Raw genomic sequence first — 17202 nt, forward strand, 5'->3', positions numbered from 1 at the left:
CAAACTCCTAAGTGAAACACCTGCCTGGAGATCGATCATGGCACTGCATCGCGTCGCCCGTTTCGCCGATGTGCCCCACGACCGTGGCCTTGAAGTCCGGATCGACAAGATGAAAATCGTCTTGCTGCGGGTCGGCGATCAATTGCGCGCCTATCAGGGCAAATGTCCCCACGCCGGGGCTCCCTTGGCCAAAGGTGCGCTGTGTGAGGGCCGGCTGATCTGCCCGTGGCACAAGGCGGCTTATCGGCTCGAAGATGGCGCGCTGTGCGAGCCACCGTCCCTGGACAGTCTGCGGCGCTATCCGTTGGAGTTGCGCGACGACGAGGTCTGGGTCGACGACCAGCCGATGCCCAGCCCCAGCACACCGCCGGAGGATGATAAGCGAACCTTTGTAATCATCGGTGCCGGCGCCGCCGGTACGGCCTGCGCGGCGGCGCTGCGGGAGAAAGGTTTCGGCGGCCGGGTGTTGCTGATCGACCGAGAGCCCGAGGCCGGTTACGACCGCACGGTATTGAGCAAATTCGTAATTGCCGGGGAGATGCCGCCGGACGAAGTGCCGCCGCTGCGCGATGAAGATTTTTATCGCGAACAGCGCATTGAACGGATAAACAGCGATGTGTTGGGCCTGGATGCGCCGAACCGGACCCTACGCCTGGCCGATGGTCAATCGCTGAGCTATGACGCCGCCGTGATCGCCACCGGCGGCATCCCCAGATCCCTGTCGTTGCCGGGCGCCGATCTGCCGCAGGTATTCGTGCTGCGCTCGATGGCGCAGGCGCAGCAGATTCTGACAGCCGCGAAACCCGGTCAACGAGCAGTGATCATCGGCAACAGCTTCATTGGTCTGGAATGCGCTTCATCCCTGCGTCAGTACGGCCTCGACGTCACCGTCCTGGCCCGCCATGCCATCCCTTTCGCGGCGCAATTCGGCGATACCGTCGGCAAGGCAATTCGTGCCCTGCACGAGGCCAACGGCGTGGTGTTTCATACCGATGGCGAAGCCGCGCAGATCGAAGGCACAGGCAAGGTCGAAGCGGTGCTGCTGGACAACGGTCAGCGCTTGCCGGCGGATCTGGTGCTGGTTGGGATTGGCGTCACCCCGGCGACCACCCCGTTTACCGATCTGCCGAAGGAAAAAGATCAGTCATTGAAGGTCGACGGTGGAATGCGCGTGACCGACGGGCTCTGGGCCGTCGGCGACATTGCGACCTTCCCGCTCAACGGCCAGCCGCAACGGATCGAGCATTGGCGCCTGGCCCAGCAACAGGCGCGAATTGCGGCGACGAATATGCTCGGCGGTGACGAACGCTACCTCGACGTACCGTATTTCTGGACCTGGCACTTCGGCAAAAACTATGACTACCTCGGACACGCCGAGGCCTGGGACGAGGTTGAATTCAAAGGCGACCCTGACCATCCACCGTTTATCGGCCTGTTCGGCAAGAACGGCGTGGTGGCGGCGGCCGTTGCCTGCGATCAGGAGCGAGCCATGGCAATGCTCGCCGAACGCATGAAACAACCGCTGTCGGTGGACGAGGCCTGGCGGCTGATTCGGGACATTGGCTAGACGTGGCTCATCGGCTCCCGATTGTCGTCATCTTCGGCCGGCAAGCGAATCACGAACGGATGCTCCAATGGCGCCAAGGGCGGCGGTAGCTCGGCCGGGTCGACGGGGAAGACGTGTGTAATGACATGACTGACATCGCCGGCCTGATCGTTGTGAATGGTCATCGAGCCCGGCGTGCGCAGTTTCGTCAGCCGGTCGCCGGTCAGCTTGAAGCTTTTGCTGAGTCCCTGATCATCCACCACCGGCGCCGGCAAACGGCGCTGGGCGAAACTCTTGCTTTTGCGCTGTTGATAACGCGCCCACGTGATCAGGATCACCGCGTTCAACAACGCCACCCACAGGTAAATCTGCAATGTGCCGAGGGCGTCGAAAAATGACGCATCGATACGCGGGCCGGCATGGGAATCGATCAACGGCCACAAACCCCGCGCCAGCAAATACAGCAGACCGACCCAGGCGAGCACGGTGAGAAGAACATCGATCACGACCAGAAAGGGCCGCTGCCGGGTTCTGATGATTTTCATTTGATGACCTCCTCTTCATCGTCATTCAGCGGCTTGATGCCCCGGTCCGGACTGACCCAGCGCGCACGCTTCTGATGTTGGCCGAACAGCACTTTGGGGAAGCTGACCAAGGTGGTAAGCAAGCTGATGAACCAGAACACCAGCGGATACCAGACCACCCAGAACATGGTCTTGCCCAGACCCTTTTCATAACGGCGGTCGATCAGGATGCTGACCGCGAATTGCACCAGGCAAACCACTGCCAACAGCAGCCCGGTAAACGCCGGTGGCATGAGGTGATCGACGGCAATGGCTGGCGGCATTTCAACGAATTTGCCGACGCCCCAGAAAATCACTGACAGCAGGAACGTGAAGGCCCAACCGGTGGACAGGCAGTATTCGAACAGCAGCGGCCAGAGGTAACGATGGCGGTATTGCCAGATGCCCCGGATGTTCTTGAACAGCACCTCGGCGCCGCCCTGGGCCCAGCGCAGACGCTGCTTCCACAGGCCGCCGAGGGTTTCGGGCATGAGGATCCAGCACAATGCGCGGGGCTCGTAGAAAATGCTCCAGTGATCCAGTTGCAGCTTCCAACTGATGTCGATGTCTTCGGTGATCATGTCCGGGCTCCAGTAGCCGACCCGGTTCAGGGCCGTGCGACGGAAGGCGACGATGACCCCGGAGACGGTGAAGATCCGCCCGAACACCCGCTGGGTGCGCTTGATCAGGCCGATAATCGACGAGAACTCGCCGACCTGCACCCGGCCGATCAAGGTCGAACGGGTACGGATGCGCGGGTTGCCGGTCACGGCGCCCAGTCGCGCATTGTCGAGCATCGGCGCCACCAGATACGCCGCGGTGTTCGGCGCCAGCAGCGCGTCACCGTCGATGCACACCAGATACTCGCTACGCGCCGCAATGGCGCCCATGCGCAGGGCCACGGCCTTGCCCTGATTTTCCGCCAGGTGCAGCACCCGCAAACGCGGATCCTGCGCCGCCAGTGCATCGAGCACCGCGGCGGTGTTGTCCTTGGAGCCGTCGTTGATCGCGATCACTTCGATGTTCGGGTAGTGCTGGGCCAGCGCCGCGTGGATGGTATCGGCCGCGTTGTCGCCTTCGTTGTAGCAAGGGATCAGGATCGAGATCAGCGGTTCGCCGGCCAGCGGTGGCGGCAAAGTATCGTCCTGCCACGGCCAGTGCCGCTCCCAGTGCAGCCAGAAATACAGGCCGCCAGCGATCCACAACCCCGACATGAACAGCGGATAGAAGAACACGAAGTCCATCAGGAATTGCCCGGTGAGCAGAAAGATCAGCCCGAGGGGAACCCCAAGGACGATCGCCAGAACCAGCAGGGCTAGAAGTCTGTCCAGCATGTTATGGATTCCACTTGTTGGAGAGCGCGGGCCGCACGGCTTTCAGGTCCGGCTGGTTCTCGAGGAAGTTGTCCGGGTAGTAGCCGAAACTGGTGGCGCCCTGACGCTTGAGGCGGCCCATCCAGTCAGCCAACTGTTCGCCGTCGATGTCGGCGTCGGCTTTTTTCGTCCAGTCACGGGCCTGCAATTCGAACACCGTGCGCTCGAGTGCGCCGGGGCGCGATTTCACCGTCGCCACCAGCGTTTCGAGCCAAGGGCCGGATTGCTGGAGGCTCTGTTTTTCCATGAGCGGCATGGCCATCGGCGCCGTCCAGTCGTAGGCGCCCAGGAAGTCGTCGAGGTTCTGCGCGAACCAGGCTTCGCTCTCGGGGTTGAGCATTGGCTCGGCGAAAATATTGCGTGCCGTTTTCACTTGCGGGCCGCGAATGGCGCGGACCTTGGCGGTCAGCTCATGTGTGAAATCGATCAGGTAGCGACTCTTGAATCGCGTCCAGCGTTGCAGCATGGCTGGATCGTCGCGCAGGGTGGCAATCGAACCGGGCAGACCGTTGGCGGCATAGATTTTCAGGGCTTCGGGGCCGGCGTCTTCGAAGTCCGACAGCACCGCGTCATCGTGATAGAGGATGCCGTCGACCGAGGTCAGGCGTGCCATGTCTTCGTAAATTTCACCGATGATACGCCGCACGTTTGGATCGAATGGCGACAAGCGTTTGTACTGATCCGGATCGATCGACGTGGTAGCGGTTTTCGGGTCCCAGCGAGTGACCCGTGGCAACTTCGAGTCCAGGGCAAAACTCAGCACCGGCATCCACGCGAAGACCTTGACGTTAGCCCGAGTACGCAACTGCCAGGCTACGCGGTCGAAGAGGTCGGCGCGCATTGGCAGGTGACGGTTGGGGAAGTACAGCGAATGCACCAGGCCATCGCCCACTGGATCGGCGAAGGCTTGGAGGAATACGGTGTTGGCGCCCATGTCGGCCATGCGCTGGATCAGTGTGCCGAGGTTGATTTCCTGTTGCGCCGGGTCCGCGTCGTAGACGTTGTCCAGGTCCACATGCACCACGCGCATCGGCGATTCGGCCTGCACCGAGACGATGCTGTTGGCGAAGTGTTCGCCATCCGGGTCCGAGGCCACCAGAAAGCGCGGGCTGCTCATCAGGTTGTCGAGGGCATCGAGGCCGTCTTCCAGGGTCAGGGCCATCTGATAACCCTGTTCGTTGACCACTTGCAGCGAGGTGCCGTCCGCCGCGCCGTAGGGCCAGACCCAGACCCGCGGTTTGTAACCGGTGACCTTGCGGATCTTCTCCGAGATGGCCGCCACGTCGGCGCGCATCCGGGCCTGGAATTGGGCTTCGGATTCATAGCGCCCGGTAGCGGCGTCATAACGCCGAGTGGCGGCCGCCGGTTGCAGGTTGCCTTGCGGGTTGGCCAACACGCCTTTGTGGCTGGCGTCGGTGTGGGCGGCGATTTCCACCAGGCCGGATCGGGAAATCTCGCGGATCTGCTCCCAGGTCAGGAAATCCGAACGCTTGCGCGGTGTACCGGCGAAATCCACCGGCTGGTTCAGCGGTGTATCGATCCACACCCCGACCGGCGCCAGCAAGGCATGCCAGTTATAGGCACGCAGCACTGGCAACACGCGGGTATAGAAGCTCGAATAACCGTCATCGAAACTCAGCATGATCGCCCGTGGCGGCAGTTCGGGGCCGCCGTTGCGAGCGGCCATGATCTGGTCGACGGTGACCGGTGTGTAGTTGTTCTCCCGCAGCCACGCCAGTTGCTCGATCAGGCGCTCGGTGCGCACGGCCACTACCGCCTGATCGGGGTCACGGTCTTCGACATCGTGGTAAGAGATCCCGAGTACATGGTTTTTCGGCCACGACTTTTCATTGGCCGACACCGGGCGTTCGGACGGCGGTGCGAAGGCCGGGGCTTGCTGGGCGCAGGCGCTGATCAACAGCGCTCCCAGCAGAAGGATGAAACGCGAAATAAAAGGCATCTTCAAACTCTTCTAGAAGCGGTAAGTAAGGTCGACGAGCAGGCGCAGATCGGTTTCGCGGTCGCCGTCATAAGGCCGGTTGATCACGCTCAGCAGGCCGCCCACCTCGAATACGTCGTTCCAGCTGTAGCGCTGGCCGTAACCCAGCAGGCCGACGCCGCCGGTCCCGTGATCGCGCTGGCTATAGGTGCCCGCACCGGCCTGGAACTGCTGGCTCCAGGAAGTTTCGTAGCGGTGATAGAGCACATGGTTGACGTTCACCGTCGGCAGCACGCTGAAGTCGGATTTGGGGTTGAAGTACGGCACGTCGTCGGACTTGGAGTTATGGCTGGTGCCAACCTCCAGGCCGAGGTCGACCTGCAACGCCGGCGCGCGGTAAACACCCTCGCGACCGGTGAGCAAGGCTTCGACACGGTTGTTGCCGTCACTGAAGTGCGAGGGACTGACCGCCAGCCTCCACTCGCGGCTCTCATTGGCGCGCCAACGGATGAAACCGCTGCCGCCGTTGGCGGTGATGTCGCTGTTCAAGGCCCGCAACGGCGTTTGCGCCGACAGGTATTCGAGGCTGCCGCCGTACTGCCAGTGATCGTCGATGTCTCGGGCAATCGCCAGGCGCGCGCCCTGTTTGTCACCGAAGCCGTAGGAATGGTTGGAGACTTCCGCCTCCAGGGTCATGTCGCGGGTCCGACGTTCAAGCCCGACGCGCTGAAAGCGATGGTGGCCGGTACCTTCCTGGAAGTCGCCGGTGGCGTAACCGGCACCGGCGAACAGACGCCAGTCTTCATCGATGGGCGGGCTGTACAGCGTGGTTTCGATGCCGAAATCGCGACTGCCGTTGACCGCCCCGGCGTCGCCGTTGCCCCCGCCATAACTCTTGCCACCGTAGGCCTCTACCCGCAGCTCGGCCATGTCATGGACCGCACGCTGACGCTGCAAACGCTGCACTTGGCGGCTGTCCGGAAAACGCGCGACCACATCGTCGGTCAGCGCATCCATCTGCCGCCATTCCTGCAGGTCCATGGCGGTGTGGCCTTGCGCAACTTCCAGGCCGATGTCCCGTGGCACCATGCTCTCGGTTTCCTTGAGCTGATTTTCGGCGCGCCGTGGCCAGTCCCGAGCCAGGTACAGATCGGCTTGGGCCAGACGCAGGCCGAGGTTGCCCGGTGCCTGATTCACCAGCACCTGCAAACGCTGCTCGCCCGACGGTAGATCAGCGCCGTAGGTGCCAGCCTGGGCGGCGAGTTGCTGCGCGTCCATCCATTCATCGTTGGGGTTGCCCACCGGCAAGCCCTTGAGCTCGACCCGTGGCTTCTGGGTCTTGGCCAAGTCTTCGGCGACCTTACGCGCTTCATCGGCCTTATCGCTTTCGAGCAAGGCGTAATAGAGCGCGGTGCTATCTTCCAGGCGGTCGCCGACATCGGCATCCGGTGCCACCAGCACCTGACGATACAAATCGGTGGCGATTTCTGGCTGACGCTGGTCCAGATAGGACGACGCCACCCAACGCAGGGCGTAGGTCGGAATCTTCACGCCTTCGGCGAGCAGCTTCTGGTATTCGGCGATCACATCGGCGGTGCGCGCACGGGCCTTGAGGGCGCCCATGCGATCGATTCGCCAGCGGATGACGTCATCGTGGGCCTGAGAATCCGGGGTCCAGGTCGACAGCAACTGGTCGTAATCGGCCAGCGCCCGATCGGCGATCACATAACGTTCTTTTTCGCTGCGGGTGGCCAGCTCGGCCAGGCGCACGCGTTCTGCGGCCAGGTCACCTTCAAGGCGTCGCAAGGTGACCGGATCCAGCAACCCCGGCCGCTGACGCGCCAGGCGCAAGGCCGGTTCCGGCAAACGGGCGCGTTGCAGGGCAATCACGTACTCCCGAGCGACATCGGGCTTGCTGCCGGCGCGGATGAAAGCCTGGTCGTATTCAAACAACGCCTCGTAGGTGGCGCCGGCGTGGGTCAAGGCATAGGCCAGGGCCAGGCGGCGGGAAGGGTCATCCGGTTTCGCCGCCACTAGCGACCTGGCGCGGGCAACGGCCTCGTCAGGTTTACCGGCGTCGGCCTGGGTCATTGCCAGGCCCAGCTGAAGGTCGGGATTTTGCGGTGCAAGGGTCAGGGCCTTGTTGTACACCTGGGTCGCCGAGTCCCAGCGCTTGAGGTTGCGATAGGCACGCGCGGTGGCGGTCAGGGCCTGAACCGGCAGCGCCCGATTGTGCCCCTGGGTTTCATAGACCCGGACCACTTCGGCGTCCAGACCCGCCCAGCTGGCGATCTGTAAGTGATCACTGATCTGGCCGGTGGTGGCCTGGTTTACCGGCACCTGGCGCAACACAGTCAGCGCAGGCGTGTAATTGCCGGCCCGTGCGTCGCGAACCATTTGGTCGTAGGGGGTGTCGGCGAGCGCCTGCATCGGCCACAGCAACTGGCCGCACAGCGCAACGCGAAACAAGGGGCGCAAACCACGATGAATAAAGGGACCAGCAAAACACGGCATTCGTCAGCATCCTTACATGGCCAGCCGGGTCGCAATGTCCCTTGCCCATTCGTAGCGGAAAGCCGGGTCGAAAGACCCAGCCAAGCTTTATCGACGCAGTTTTGCATGCGAACGTAGTCGACTCTTCCGAACACAATAATTGTTCAGATTCGTGACGTTCGGGCCATCTCTAATGCCGGTCAGCCAAGCCCGCTCCCACATGGATTGCGCTTGACTGACTGGCATTGGAATCTTCTCCCCCTCTCCCCGTCTCGAAACCCCAGACAGCAAAACGCCCGGCGTCTGCGTGTTGCAGAGGCCGGGCGTTGCGCTGAAGCCTGCGGTTTTACTGGAGGGTGACGTCGCCCGTGCCGCCGAGTTTGCTCATCACGAAGCCGACAAACTCTTCGAGGGTCATTTTCTGGCCGTTGAAGTCCACCTGATTGTTGGCGTAGTGCAGCTTGGTGACGACGTTGTTACCGTCCAGTTTCGCCAATTGCGTGCCGACCGCCATGCTGCTGAACATGTCGGCGGTTGCGCTCGCCTGATCGGCGATCAGCTTGGCGTCGGTCTGGCCGTCGATTTGCGACTGCACGGTGAGCACGTCAACCAGCATTGGCTTGGACACCAACAGGTTGAAGTCCAGCAGGGCGATCAACTGCTTGACCAATTGGTCTGGCGGCAGGTCCATGGATTGTGGTTTGGTCAGGTCCAGCACCAGGTTGGCGCGACTTTCGCCGTTGCTGGTGTTGAACGACAGGTTTTCCAGAGCCACCTGCGGGCCGGCGGCCAGCAGTTTCTCCAGACCGGCCTTGACCTGTAACTCTTCGGCCGGGGTCAGGTTCAGTTCCGGCGCCGGTAGGCCGGCGGCAGCAGCTTCAGCGGCGGCCTTCTCGTACGGTTGCAGTTTGGTCTGGTAGATCTGCATCAGCGACATCGTTGACGGAATGTCGAGGTTCTTCAGGCTCATGGCCATCTGCGCAGAACCGACAGTCTTGCCGTTCAAAGACACTTCACCGACCTTGTAATCGGCACGCCCCGAAGCGTTGGTGCCCGATTCCTCGGTCTTGTTCTTCATTTCAAAGTTCTTGACGCCGAGTACCGACTGCTTGGCGCCGAAGGTGGTCTTGCTGTTGGTCAGCTCGATAGTGTTTTCGCCGGTGTAATAGCCGTACGTGCTTTTGTTCAGGTTACTGGCCACGGTCAAGCCGTTGAGCTCGACCTGCACCGGGGTCTGATCTTCGGCCACGGTGGTCAGCTTCAGGCTGTCCATGTAACCGTCGGCCTTGACCTTTTGTGCCTGGGCACTGGCGGCTACATCGAGTTTCATACCGGAGAAAGTCAGACTGGATTTGTCATCCAGCGCTGTTTCCAGCGGCAGAAATTCGAGGGTGCCCGTGGTGGAATTGTCGTAGCCGATGTTGACCACGCCTTTGACCGGGGAATTGTCCTTGGCGGCGGCGAACCACTTCTCGGTCAGCGGGGTCTTTTCCAGCTCGTAGTGACTGGTAGCCAGGACCGGCAACCACTTCAGCGACACCAGGCGCGAGAACGGCAGCGGGCCGTGTTCGATGCGATCGACGAACAGCAACTCGACGGGCGCTTCACCAAACATCTCGCCCTCGCCCTTGAGGCGGTAGTGTGCGGTGCTGCTGAACACATGGCGGTCCAGCGACACCAGCTCCAGCGATGCCGTGCCGTTGGAACCAGCCAGCGCGGCTTGCAGTTCTTTGTTGGCGTCGGCGATCGAGGTGTTCAGCACCCCATCGAGTTTGCTGCCGGTGTACCACGCACCGCCAGCGCTGATTGCACCGATGGCCACCACAATTCCTAGAAGCACGCCTGCTGATTTATTCATGAAGTACCCGTTCAATGTCCGTTGTGAAAGTGTGGTCGTCTTCCCTGAACCCATGACGGGTTGCGGCTCGACTTCGCTAAAAGTGGGATGGAGATTAGCATTTGCGCCGCAAGACGGCCCAATGATTAAAGGTGAAAGAGTGTCTATGGACCGCGCAGAAGAAGCGAGAGTTTCGGCGGCTGTAAGATTGCCATCGCGGGCAAGCCCGCTCCCACAAGGATCGCGCTGAACCTGTGGGAGCGGGCTTGCCCGCGATGGCGTCAGTCCAGCCAACCTCAATTCACGAATACTGCACTTCAATTTCATCAAGCTGATGATCGAAGCTTTTCAGCCGCGCCGTCCACGTATACACCAGCACTTCAAAATCCCGATTGATCACCGCCCCGCCGGTCACTTCCGCGCGCGGGTCGCAGAAGTCCAACTGATAGCGTTCGCGGGCCATGGCGTTGGCGACATCGGACAGCTCTCGGGCATTGTTGAGCCAGTGCCAGCCCTCGTCGGCCACTTGCTTGTCCAGCGCCAGGCATTGTTTTTTCAAGGTTTCGAGGCTCTTTTCCAGCGGCGTGCCGGTGAGTTCGCCCATGACTTCCTGGAACGTGCGCCCCGGTTGCCAGTAACTGCCCCAGAAATACCGATCGAATACTGTTTCGACGCGACGCAAAGCCACCTTGGTGTCCCAGATCAGCACCAGGGTCTTGCCTTGTTCGAGTTGTCGTTTCTTGATGCGCTGGCTCTGTAAAGAAGCCCAGGCGACCACCACGATAGCCATCACGGCGATCAACGCCACCACGCTGTCGAGGAATATCAGCGCCGTGTCGAGCTGGTGGGCCAGCATGACGCCGTAGAAATAGGTGGCCGACAGCAAAACCAATGCCGCAATGGCGCACCAGAAGCCGGGAGCGTAAGGGTTTTTCATTATTAGATCCCCATGACCAACGCAAGCCTTGATCGACGGGTTCGCCGCGCGCCCCCATCAAGTCAAAGCATAGCAACGGCTTCAGGGTTTGCCGGGGTGTGACCCTTGCGTTCGTCCGCTTTCCCGGCCGCCACCCAAAGAAACGACTTTATTCTGGTCTATTACCTGAGCACCCCTGGAAAAAGCTGACAAACTAAGTTTTTGCTCATTTCTTACCACTCACCATTTTTTTACATTTCGCCATTTTCATCCAGATTTTTTACACCCCCCGCCCCTTCCTCAACAGCACATCCAGCTGATCTACCACCTCCGCCCAATCGGCATCATCCAGAATCTCCTCACGCAGCAGCTCTGCCTGGCTCTCACTCCAGAAGAACGCGTCCGCCAGGTGCAGTTCGGGTTTGAGTGGTGAATGGGTGGCGATGAATTTATCGATGCTTTCGGCGTCATCAGGCAGGCCGAGTTGTTTGAAGAGGGATGAGAGGCTGTGGGTAGGGGATTCCATGTTTGGCTCCTTCTTGATCGTATTGAATGGGTGACTGCGGTGCGGCTATTCGCGGGCAAGCCCGCTCCCGCAGGGTTTTCGCAAGTCCTGTGGGAGCGAGGCTTGCCCGCGATGACGGTAGTCAGGTCAACGCTATGCCGACTGACTCAACTCGCACACCTGGGCATGGGGCACCATTTTCAGAAATTCCGGCACGCTCATGTGCACCAGATTGCTGTGGTTGCCGGCTTCGAGGTAGATGTCTTTCTGCCGGGTCAGCAGTGGGTCGATGACCATGTCCATCCCGTAGGATTCGCCCAGTGCAGGCACGGCACCGCGTTCGCAATCGTCGAACAGGCGCGGCAGGTTGCTTTCCCGGGTGACTTGCCATTCGCCGCTCCCACGTACTTTGCTCAGGTCCAGGTGACAGCTGGCGGGCAGCACGGCCATCAAGTAGTGGCCGTGGCTGTCGTCGAGAATCACCGATTTGGCGACCCGTTCGGCAGGGATGCCCGCGAGCCGAGCCGTTTCAAGGCTACTGGCCGAGTGCGGGTGAGAAACGATGTCATATTCGCAGTGAGCCTTATCGAGGCTGTTCTGCACGGTTTTTGCCATACGCATGATGCACCTCGGTGTCCGTAGTAACGAAATCGCGGACGATAGTTAACTTTTTTGTCTCCATTAAAAGTCTAGGCGCGCTGGTGGCATCCGGCGGGAAATCCGCCCGTCGGACACTGTCGACAACTGGTCAAAATTTATACAAGCACAGGCTCAACTAGACTTGTATGCAGGATCACTCTTGCGGAGGGTCAAGTGAGCATTCGTTGTTGTGCCATGGCGCTGCTGCTGGCCTTGAGCGGATCGGTTTTCGCAGCGGACACCGTCATCTTGCTGGTTCCCAACCCTATCGGGATCTGGCTGATCACGTTCGGCATTGCGTTTCTGATCGCCGAGGCGGTCTTGCCCAATTACGGCGTGGTCGGTCTGGGCGGCCTTGTGATGTTCGTGCTCGGCGCGGTGATTCTGACCAACGCCGAGCTCCCTGTTCCCTTGATGATCGGTTTGGGGCTGATCAGCGCACTGCTGCTGACTTTCCTGCTGATCCGCGCCCTGAAAACCCGACCGCGCCGCAACGTCAGCGGCGACGACGAATTGCTGGGCAGTGTGACGCAGGTAACGTCGTTGCAGGCTGGTAGTGCTTATTTCGGTTGGGTGCACTTGCAAGGCGAGCAATGGCAGATATTGAGCGCAACACCGCTGCATCCGGGACAACAGGTCCGGGTGGTGGCACGCAAGGGGCTACTGCTGGAAGTGGCCGCGGCTGACGCGGCGCCCGCATAAACCATAAACAATGATGGTGGAGAATAGTCATGGGTCTGCAACTGGGTTTTTCCGCGCTCCTGTTATTGCTGATTGCACTGGCGGGATCGGCCTTCCGTATCCTGCGCGAATACGAACGCGGTGTGGTGTTCCAGCTCGGGCGCTTCTGGCAAGTCAAAGGCCCTGGCCTGATTTTGCTGATTCCAGTAGTTCAGCAAATGGTCCGTGTCGACCTGCGTACTGTGGTGCTCGATGTGCCGACGCAAGATGTGATCACCCGCGACAACGTTTCGGTCAAGGTCAATGCGGTGCTGTATTTCCGCGTGCTCGATCCGCAAAGGGCGATCATTCAGGTCGAAGACTTTCTCATGGCCACCAGCCAACTGGCGCAGACCACATTGCGGGCGGTGCTCGGTAAACATGAACTCGATGAATTGCTGGCCGAACGGGAACGCTTGAACGTCGACATCCAGCAAGTGCTCGATGCGCAAACTGACGCCTGGGGCATCAAGGTGGCCAACGTCGAGATCAAGCACGTGGACCTCAACGAATCGATGATTCGCGCCATCGCCAAACAGGCCGAGGCCGAACGGGAACGTCGGGCCAAGGTGATCCACGCCGAAGGCGAATTGCAGGCCTCGGAAAAACTCATGCAGGCTGCCGAAATGCTCGGCCGCCAACCGGGGGCCATGCAATTACGTTACATGCAGACGCTGAGTTCGATTGCCGGGGACAAGAGTTCGACCATCGTCTTCCCGCTGCCGATCGAGTTGCTCAAAGGGATGGCGGATTTGTCGTCAAAACCCTAAGGAAATAATCTGTCGGCCCCATAAGATCGCAGCCTTCGGCAGCTCCTACAGGTGTACGCCGGGCCATTGTAGGAGGTGAAGGCTGCGATCCTTTTCCAATGCCTCATAAGGCTCGCGCGCCCAGTGTTCCACCCGCTCACGAAGCAGCACCGAGGCTTCACGACGCTTGTCATCGCTGTCGCCGACAAACACCTGCGACGGCTGCTTGGCATGTTGCCCCACCGCCGTAAACACTTGCCTGCGTTGCTCGATATCCAACGCAAAGAACGTTGCCAAACGCCCCGCCATGGCCTGCGGCAGTTCGCTGTAGTTCACCGCCAGGCCGCCAAACGCCAGGCATTGCGCCAACCCCGATGCCAGCAACCGCCCCAATCTCCGGGCGATGTAATCCTCACGGCTGCTGAACGGAAACTCCTCATCCAGCACGCTCGCCCCGATCATCCCCGGCACCAAGTGCATGCCTGGGCGACGCAGATGCGAGACGGCAATTTCCAGTGGATCGCGATAAAGAAACAACCACGGTGTTTCGTCGAAGCATTCGCGCAACAACGGCAGTTCACCAATGTTCCAGGCGTCGAGTTTGATTACCAGCCGTTGCTCCACGCCAAGCCGACGTTGCCCATAGGCAGACAGCAACCCTTTGATGGCGGCACGGCGCTCAACGGCGGGCAAATCACTGCGCAGCAACGCATCCAGCGACGGTGGTTCGCTGATGACAACGTGGTTATCGAGTTGCGCCAACATCTGGCTGATCAGGGTTGAGCCGCAGCGGGAGGCGTGAAAGATAAAGGCACTTGGGGCCAGGCCGGGACTGCAAGCCTGCCAGTCAACAAGGGTCGACAATGCCGTTTTCCGGCGAAACGCCTGATTGAACGGCAGTCGCAGCGCGTCTTCCACTGCATCACGAAAAAACGGCTGACGCAGACGCGTGTCACCGAACCAGCACCAGTCGACTTGCCATTGCCCAACCTCTTGCCAGACGCGGATCGGCAACCAGCCTTCGAGGTTCAGGCGCTCCATTGTTCATTCCATTGACGACGACCGTCACGCATCGCCGCGCGCAGTTGTTCACGGGGGAACGCCAGTCCACGCTCGGCGGCCAGTTCCAAAGTACGGACGATAAAAGCTTCGTTGTCCTGCAACCCCTGCAAGGACTTGCACAGCTGCGGATCACTGGCCACCAACACCTTGAACCGCGCAAAAGCGTCATGACCGATTTCCGGTGACGGCGTAGTTGCCAGCCCGTCGATAATCGCCTGCTCCAGCCAGGCACCGGGCCGGCAATCGAGCACCAGATGAATCCGTGCCTGGGTATCGTGATTGTCCACGCGATGAGGCCGCGACAGGTCGAGAAACCAGCATTCGCCTGCGGCCATCGGCATGCGTTGGCCATCCAGCAGAAAGTCCACTTGAGGTGGGCTGAGCAGCGGGATGTGCAGACGCAAGTCAGCGTCTGGTTCGCCCAGATCATAGTCGCGATGTTCATGGATGCGCCCGCCCGGGCCGAGCCGTAACAGGCGCGCGCAGACGATCTGCAGCGGCAGATCCCGCAGCCCTTGCTGCCATCGAATATCTTGCAGCCAGGGAGCACGCAAAAGAGTCTCGCCGCGACCGGGCGACAGTTCAGTCAAGGCATCGGTCGCGGAAATCAGCGCCACACCGCTCCAGTCGCCAACGTAATAATCGCTATTGAAGTGACTGTGCCAGTCATCCTCGCCAATCGCCGCCAGCGCCTGCAACAGCAACGGCAGATCCACCGTTACCGGCAAGCGGGAGAAGGCCGGCAGGCTCATCGTTTCGGCAGCACCGCGCATTCGCCGAGCCAGGTCAGCAAACGGTCGAGACAGGCCTCCACCGACTGCGCGCCCGTGTCGAGCACTAGCGACGCAGACGGAGGTGGTTCGTAAGGCGCGGAAACTCCGGTGAACCCCGCCAACTCACCCCGTCGAGCCCGAGCGTAATGACCTTTGGGATCACGCTGTTCACACACCGCCAACGAGGCGCTGCACCAGACTTCGTGGTAATCCTCGCCCAGCCGTCGGGCGAACAATTCACGCAACTCCACCAAGGGCGCGATCATCGCGAGGATGACAATTTGTCCGTTCTCGACCAACAGTGCCGCGAGTTCACTGGCGCGGCGAATGTTTTCCAGGCGATCGCTGTCGGTAAACCCCAGATCGCGATTGAGCCCCACCCGCAGTCCATCGCCATCGAGCACCACACTCTGTACGCCGTGCTCGAACAGCTCGGCGTGCAGTGCCTGGGCCAAAGTCGACTTGCCCGCTGCCGGTAAACCGGTCAGCAGAACCGCCGTGCCGCGATGACCATTGCGGGCCTCTCTTTGGGCGCGGCTGATGCTCGCCGTCGGCGCCAGCAGGTTATTGGACCGGGGCATGGGCCACCGGCACTGAGATATTGCCCGCCGCCCACGCCTCTTCGCGATTGGCCAGGGCCGTGGCGATGGACTGGACTTCGGTCGATTGCACTTCGTCCGGCAGCGGATCGAGACCGGCACTGGCGAAGATTTGCCCGTAAGCGTTGCGCAGGTCGGCGTAGGACAGGTCACGACGCAGATCGGCCTGCAAGGTGTTCAGCTCGCCCTGGATCAGATCCAGTTCACCCAGCCCGGCCGCCTGATAGCGGTTGCGCAGTTGACCGACGATTTGCCCATCAATGTCTGACAGTTGCTGATTGGTCTTGAACTGCCGCATCGCCTCGCGATAGTTGGCGTTGGCCACGTAAAGCTGCGCCAGGATGGCAATCGACATCGCCTGCCGACGCGCCGTCGCGACTTCTTCACCCGCCTTGGCGACGTCAATCGCGGCGGGTGCGGAAATCACATTGAACAGGTTCCAGGTGACTTTCACCCCGTAATCCGCCCAGCCCTGTTCCACCAAAAACGAGTTGCTGTCGTAATGCCCACCAGCGGAAAACTCCAGCCCCGGCAGCAGACGCAGCATGGCTTTGCGGGTTTCGGCGGCGCTGATGCGGGTCTGGTAATCCTGCTCTCGCAACTCCGGCCGACTGGTCAGGGCTTCCTGCTCCAGGCTGGCGAGGTCGACCTTGAGCTCCGGAATGACATAGTCATCCTGGGTCGCCAGCGTCAACTCGGTGCTCAGAGGCAGGTTGATCAGAGTCGCCAGTTCGGTTTTTGCCAGCGACAGTGCGCGGCGTTGCTCTTCCAGCTGCCGGGTGGCTTCGATCAGTGAGCGCTGATAACCCAACGCCTGAATCGGATCACCGATGCGCTGCTCGCTCATGCTCTGGCTATTGGTGCGAGCGGTTTCGACCCGAGCCATCAGGCTGTCGATTTGCTTGAGCAAACGTTCGGCGGCCATGGCTCGCCAATAGGCCGAGCGCACGTCCTGCACGATGGTGTTGATGACCTTGCGCCGCCGCTCCTGCACGATCAGCCGCTGATCGCCCTGCTGCTTGGCACTGATATAGCTGACGCCAAAATCGAGCACGTTCCAGACCATGGTCAGGTCCGCCACTTCACGGTCGCGGTCCTGGGAGGTCGATGGTTCCAGGGACTGGGCGCCGGTTTCCACGCTCTGACTGCTGGAAGCGCTGACGTTATTACGCCCCACGTACCCGGCGTCCAACGCCATGCGCGGCAGCATGTCGAAACTCGCGAGGTCGAGTTGGCGCTTGGCCAGGGCCTCTTCCATGATCTTGAGCCGGCCTTCGAGGTTGTATTTCACCGCGCGGGCCATGGCCTGGTGCAGGGTCAGTGGGCCACTGAGAGGCTCCTGCCCCGTGTACATGTTTTGCAGATCGCTTTTGGCGCGCTGTTGGCTGACGCTACGTTCGATCGGTTCACTGGTGACTGCACATCCGCTGATCGCCAGCGCCAGCAAGCTGGCGCCGAATAACTTCTGACTTCTCTTCATCCTTGGAG

15 protein-coding genes are annotated in these 17202 nt (G+C 60.9%); 3 read left to right on the plus strand and 12 right to left on the minus strand.

The genetic code is table 11. The annotated features are described in order from the left end of the window. Window positions 1-37: 37 nt before the first annotated feature. Window positions 38-1567 (plus strand): FAD-dependent oxidoreductase, encoded by a 1530-nt coding sequence (locus MMG91_RS10880; RefSeq protein WP_310659578.1) that lies wholly within the window; start codon window positions 38-40, stop codon window positions 1565-1567. On the opposite strand, the gene pgaD is transcribed toward MMG91_RS10880, so the two are convergent. The 8 genes from pgaD to MMG91_RS10920 form a co-directional block, all read right to left on the minus strand. Beyond that, a complete protein-coding gene (gene pgaD, locus MMG91_RS10885; RefSeq protein ID WP_310659579.1) occupies window positions 1564-2091 on the minus strand; it encodes a poly-beta-1,6-N-acetyl-D-glucosamine biosynthesis protein PgaD in 528 nt (175 codons plus the stop codon). The genes MMG91_RS10880 and pgaD overlap by 4 nt on opposite strands. Continuing rightward, window positions 2088-3443, minus strand: a complete 1356-nt coding sequence (gene pgaC, locus MMG91_RS10890; RefSeq protein WP_305447725.1) for a poly-beta-1,6-N-acetyl-D-glucosamine synthase — start codon at window positions 3441-3443, stop codon at window positions 2088-2090. The genes pgaD and pgaC overlap by 4 nt, the downstream gene beginning before the upstream one ends. A 1-nt stretch (window position 3444) precedes the next feature. After that, window positions 3445-5442 carry a poly-beta-1,6-N-acetyl-D-glucosamine N-deacetylase PgaB gene (gene pgaB, locus MMG91_RS10895; protein ID WP_310659580.1) on the minus strand — a complete coding sequence of 666 codons (1998 nt, stop codon included), beginning with the start codon at window positions 5440-5442 and terminating at the stop codon, window positions 3445-3447. Window positions 5443-5454: 12 nt separating this feature from the next. Continuing rightward, window positions 5455-7935, minus strand: a complete 2481-nt coding sequence (gene pgaA, locus MMG91_RS10900) for a poly-beta-1,6 N-acetyl-D-glucosamine export porin PgaA (protein ID WP_310659581.1) — start codon at window positions 7933-7935, stop codon at window positions 5455-5457. Between the two features lie 325 nt (window positions 7936-8260). Continuing rightward, entirely contained in the window at window positions 8261-9772 is a 1512-nt protein-coding gene (locus MMG91_RS10905) for a YdgA family protein (RefSeq protein WP_310659582.1), read from the minus strand. Window positions 9773-10052: 280 nt separating this feature from the next. Continuing rightward, window positions 10053-10688 carry an NADH:ubiquinone oxidoreductase subunit N gene (locus MMG91_RS10910; RefSeq protein ID WP_305447721.1) on the minus strand — a complete coding sequence of 212 codons (636 nt, stop codon included), beginning with the start codon at window positions 10686-10688 and terminating at the stop codon, window positions 10053-10055. 259 nt (window positions 10689-10947) lie between these two features. After that, window positions 10948-11193, minus strand: a complete 246-nt coding sequence (locus MMG91_RS10915) for a DUF2789 domain-containing protein (RefSeq protein WP_258698464.1) — start codon at window positions 11191-11193, stop codon at window positions 10948-10950. A gap of 132 nt (window positions 11194-11325) precedes the next feature. Continuing rightward, the gene (locus MMG91_RS10920; protein ID WP_305447719.1) at window positions 11326-11793 is read right to left on the minus strand and encodes an aminoacyl-tRNA deacylase; all 468 of its coding nucleotides are present in this window, start codon (window positions 11791-11793) and stop codon (window positions 11326-11328) included. Between the two features lie 192 nt (window positions 11794-11985). Between MMG91_RS10920 and MMG91_RS10925 the strand changes: the two genes are divergently transcribed. Both MMG91_RS10925 and MMG91_RS10930 read left to right on the plus strand, forming a co-directional pair. Continuing rightward, a complete protein-coding gene (locus tag MMG91_RS10925; protein WP_305447718.1) occupies window positions 11986-12513 on the plus strand; it encodes an NfeD family protein in 528 nt (175 codons plus the stop codon). 29 nt (window positions 12514-12542) lie between these two features. Next, window positions 12543-13301, plus strand: a complete 759-nt coding sequence (locus MMG91_RS10930) for a slipin family protein (RefSeq protein ID WP_310659583.1) — start codon at window positions 12543-12545, stop codon at window positions 13299-13301. Between the two features lie 45 nt (window positions 13302-13346). Here MMG91_RS10930 and MMG91_RS10935 read toward each other — a convergent pair whose 3' ends face one another. Genes MMG91_RS10935 through MMG91_RS10950 form a run of 4 tightly spaced genes read right to left on the minus strand, consistent with a single transcriptional unit; the run spans window position 13347 to window position 17194 of the window. Then, entirely contained in the window at window positions 13347-14321 is a 975-nt protein-coding gene (locus MMG91_RS10935) for a sulfotransferase family protein (protein ID WP_310659584.1), read from the minus strand. Further along, complete coding sequence (locus MMG91_RS10940; RefSeq protein ID WP_310659599.1) at window positions 14309-15094, minus strand: aspartyl/asparaginyl beta-hydroxylase domain-containing protein; 786 nt, start codon at window positions 15092-15094, stop codon at window positions 14309-14311. Before MMG91_RS10940 ends, MMG91_RS10935 begins: the two co-directional genes overlap by 13 nt. Then, a complete protein-coding gene (gene cysC / locus MMG91_RS10945; protein WP_305447715.1) occupies window positions 15091-15696 on the minus strand; it encodes an adenylyl-sulfate kinase in 606 nt (201 codons plus the stop codon). The genes MMG91_RS10940 and cysC overlap by 4 nt, the downstream gene beginning before the upstream one ends. Then, entirely contained in the window at window positions 15680-17194 is a 1515-nt protein-coding gene (locus tag MMG91_RS10950) for a TolC family protein (RefSeq protein ID WP_310659585.1), read from the minus strand. The genes cysC and MMG91_RS10950 overlap by 17 nt, the downstream gene beginning before the upstream one ends. Window positions 17195-17202: the final 8 nt, after the last annotated feature.

The organism is Pseudomonas sp. JL3 (assembly GCF_031570575.1).
In the GTDB taxonomy this organism is placed as follows: domain Bacteria; phylum Pseudomonadota; class Gammaproteobacteria; order Pseudomonadales; family Pseudomonadaceae; genus Aquipseudomonas; species Aquipseudomonas cucumis.

What these genes read in the sequence shown, in the direction of transcription:
- MMG91_RS10915 (WP_258698464.1), bottom strand. Translation starts at nt 11,193, where the DNA reads ATGGAATCCCCTACCCACAGCCTCTCATCCCTCTTCAAACAACTCGGC.
- pgaA (WP_310659581.1), bottom strand. Translation starts at nt 7,935, where the DNA reads ATGCCGTGTTTTGCTGGTCCCTTTATTCATCGTGGTTTGCGCCCCTTG.
- MMG91_RS10920 (WP_305447719.1), bottom strand. Translation starts at nt 11,793, where the DNA reads ATGCGTATGGCAAAAACCGTGCAGAACAGCCTCGATAAGGCTCACTGC.
- MMG91_RS10910 (WP_305447721.1), bottom strand. Translation starts at nt 10,688, where the DNA reads ATGAAAAACCCTTACGCTCCCGGCTTCTGGTGCGCCATTGCGGCATTG.
- pgaD (WP_310659579.1), bottom strand. Translation starts at nt 2,091, where the DNA reads ATGAAAATCATCAGAACCCGGCAGCGGCCCTTTCTGGTCGTGATCGAT.
- MMG91_RS10880 (WP_310659578.1), top strand. Translation starts at nt 38, where the DNA reads ATGGCACTGCATCGCGTCGCCCGTTTCGCCGATGTGCCCCACGACCGT.
- MMG91_RS10950 (WP_310659585.1), bottom strand. Translation starts at nt 17,194, where the DNA reads ATGAAGAGAAGTCAGAAGTTATTCGGCGCCAGCTTGCTGGCGCTGGCG.
- MMG91_RS10905 (WP_310659582.1), bottom strand. Translation starts at nt 9,772, where the DNA reads ATGAATAAATCAGCAGGCGTGCTTCTAGGAATTGTGGTGGCCATCGGT.
- MMG91_RS10930 (WP_310659583.1), top strand. Translation starts at nt 12,543, where the DNA reads ATGGGTCTGCAACTGGGTTTTTCCGCGCTCCTGTTATTGCTGATTGCA.
- MMG91_RS10935 (WP_310659584.1), bottom strand. Translation starts at nt 14,321, where the DNA reads ATGGAGCGCCTGAACCTCGAAGGCTGGTTGCCGATCCGCGTCTGGCAA.
- pgaB (WP_310659580.1), bottom strand. Translation starts at nt 5,442, where the DNA reads ATGCCTTTTATTTCGCGTTTCATCCTTCTGCTGGGAGCGCTGTTGATC.
- cysC (WP_305447715.1), bottom strand. Translation starts at nt 15,696, where the DNA reads ATGCCCCGGTCCAATAACCTGCTGGCGCCGACGGCGAGCATCAGCCGC.
- MMG91_RS10940 (WP_310659599.1), bottom strand. Translation starts at nt 15,094, where the DNA reads ATGAGCCTGCCGGCCTTCTCCCGCTTGCCGGTAACGGTGGATCTGCCG.
- pgaC (WP_305447725.1), bottom strand. Translation starts at nt 3,443, where the DNA reads ATGCTGGACAGACTTCTAGCCCTGCTGGTTCTGGCGATCGTCCTTGGG.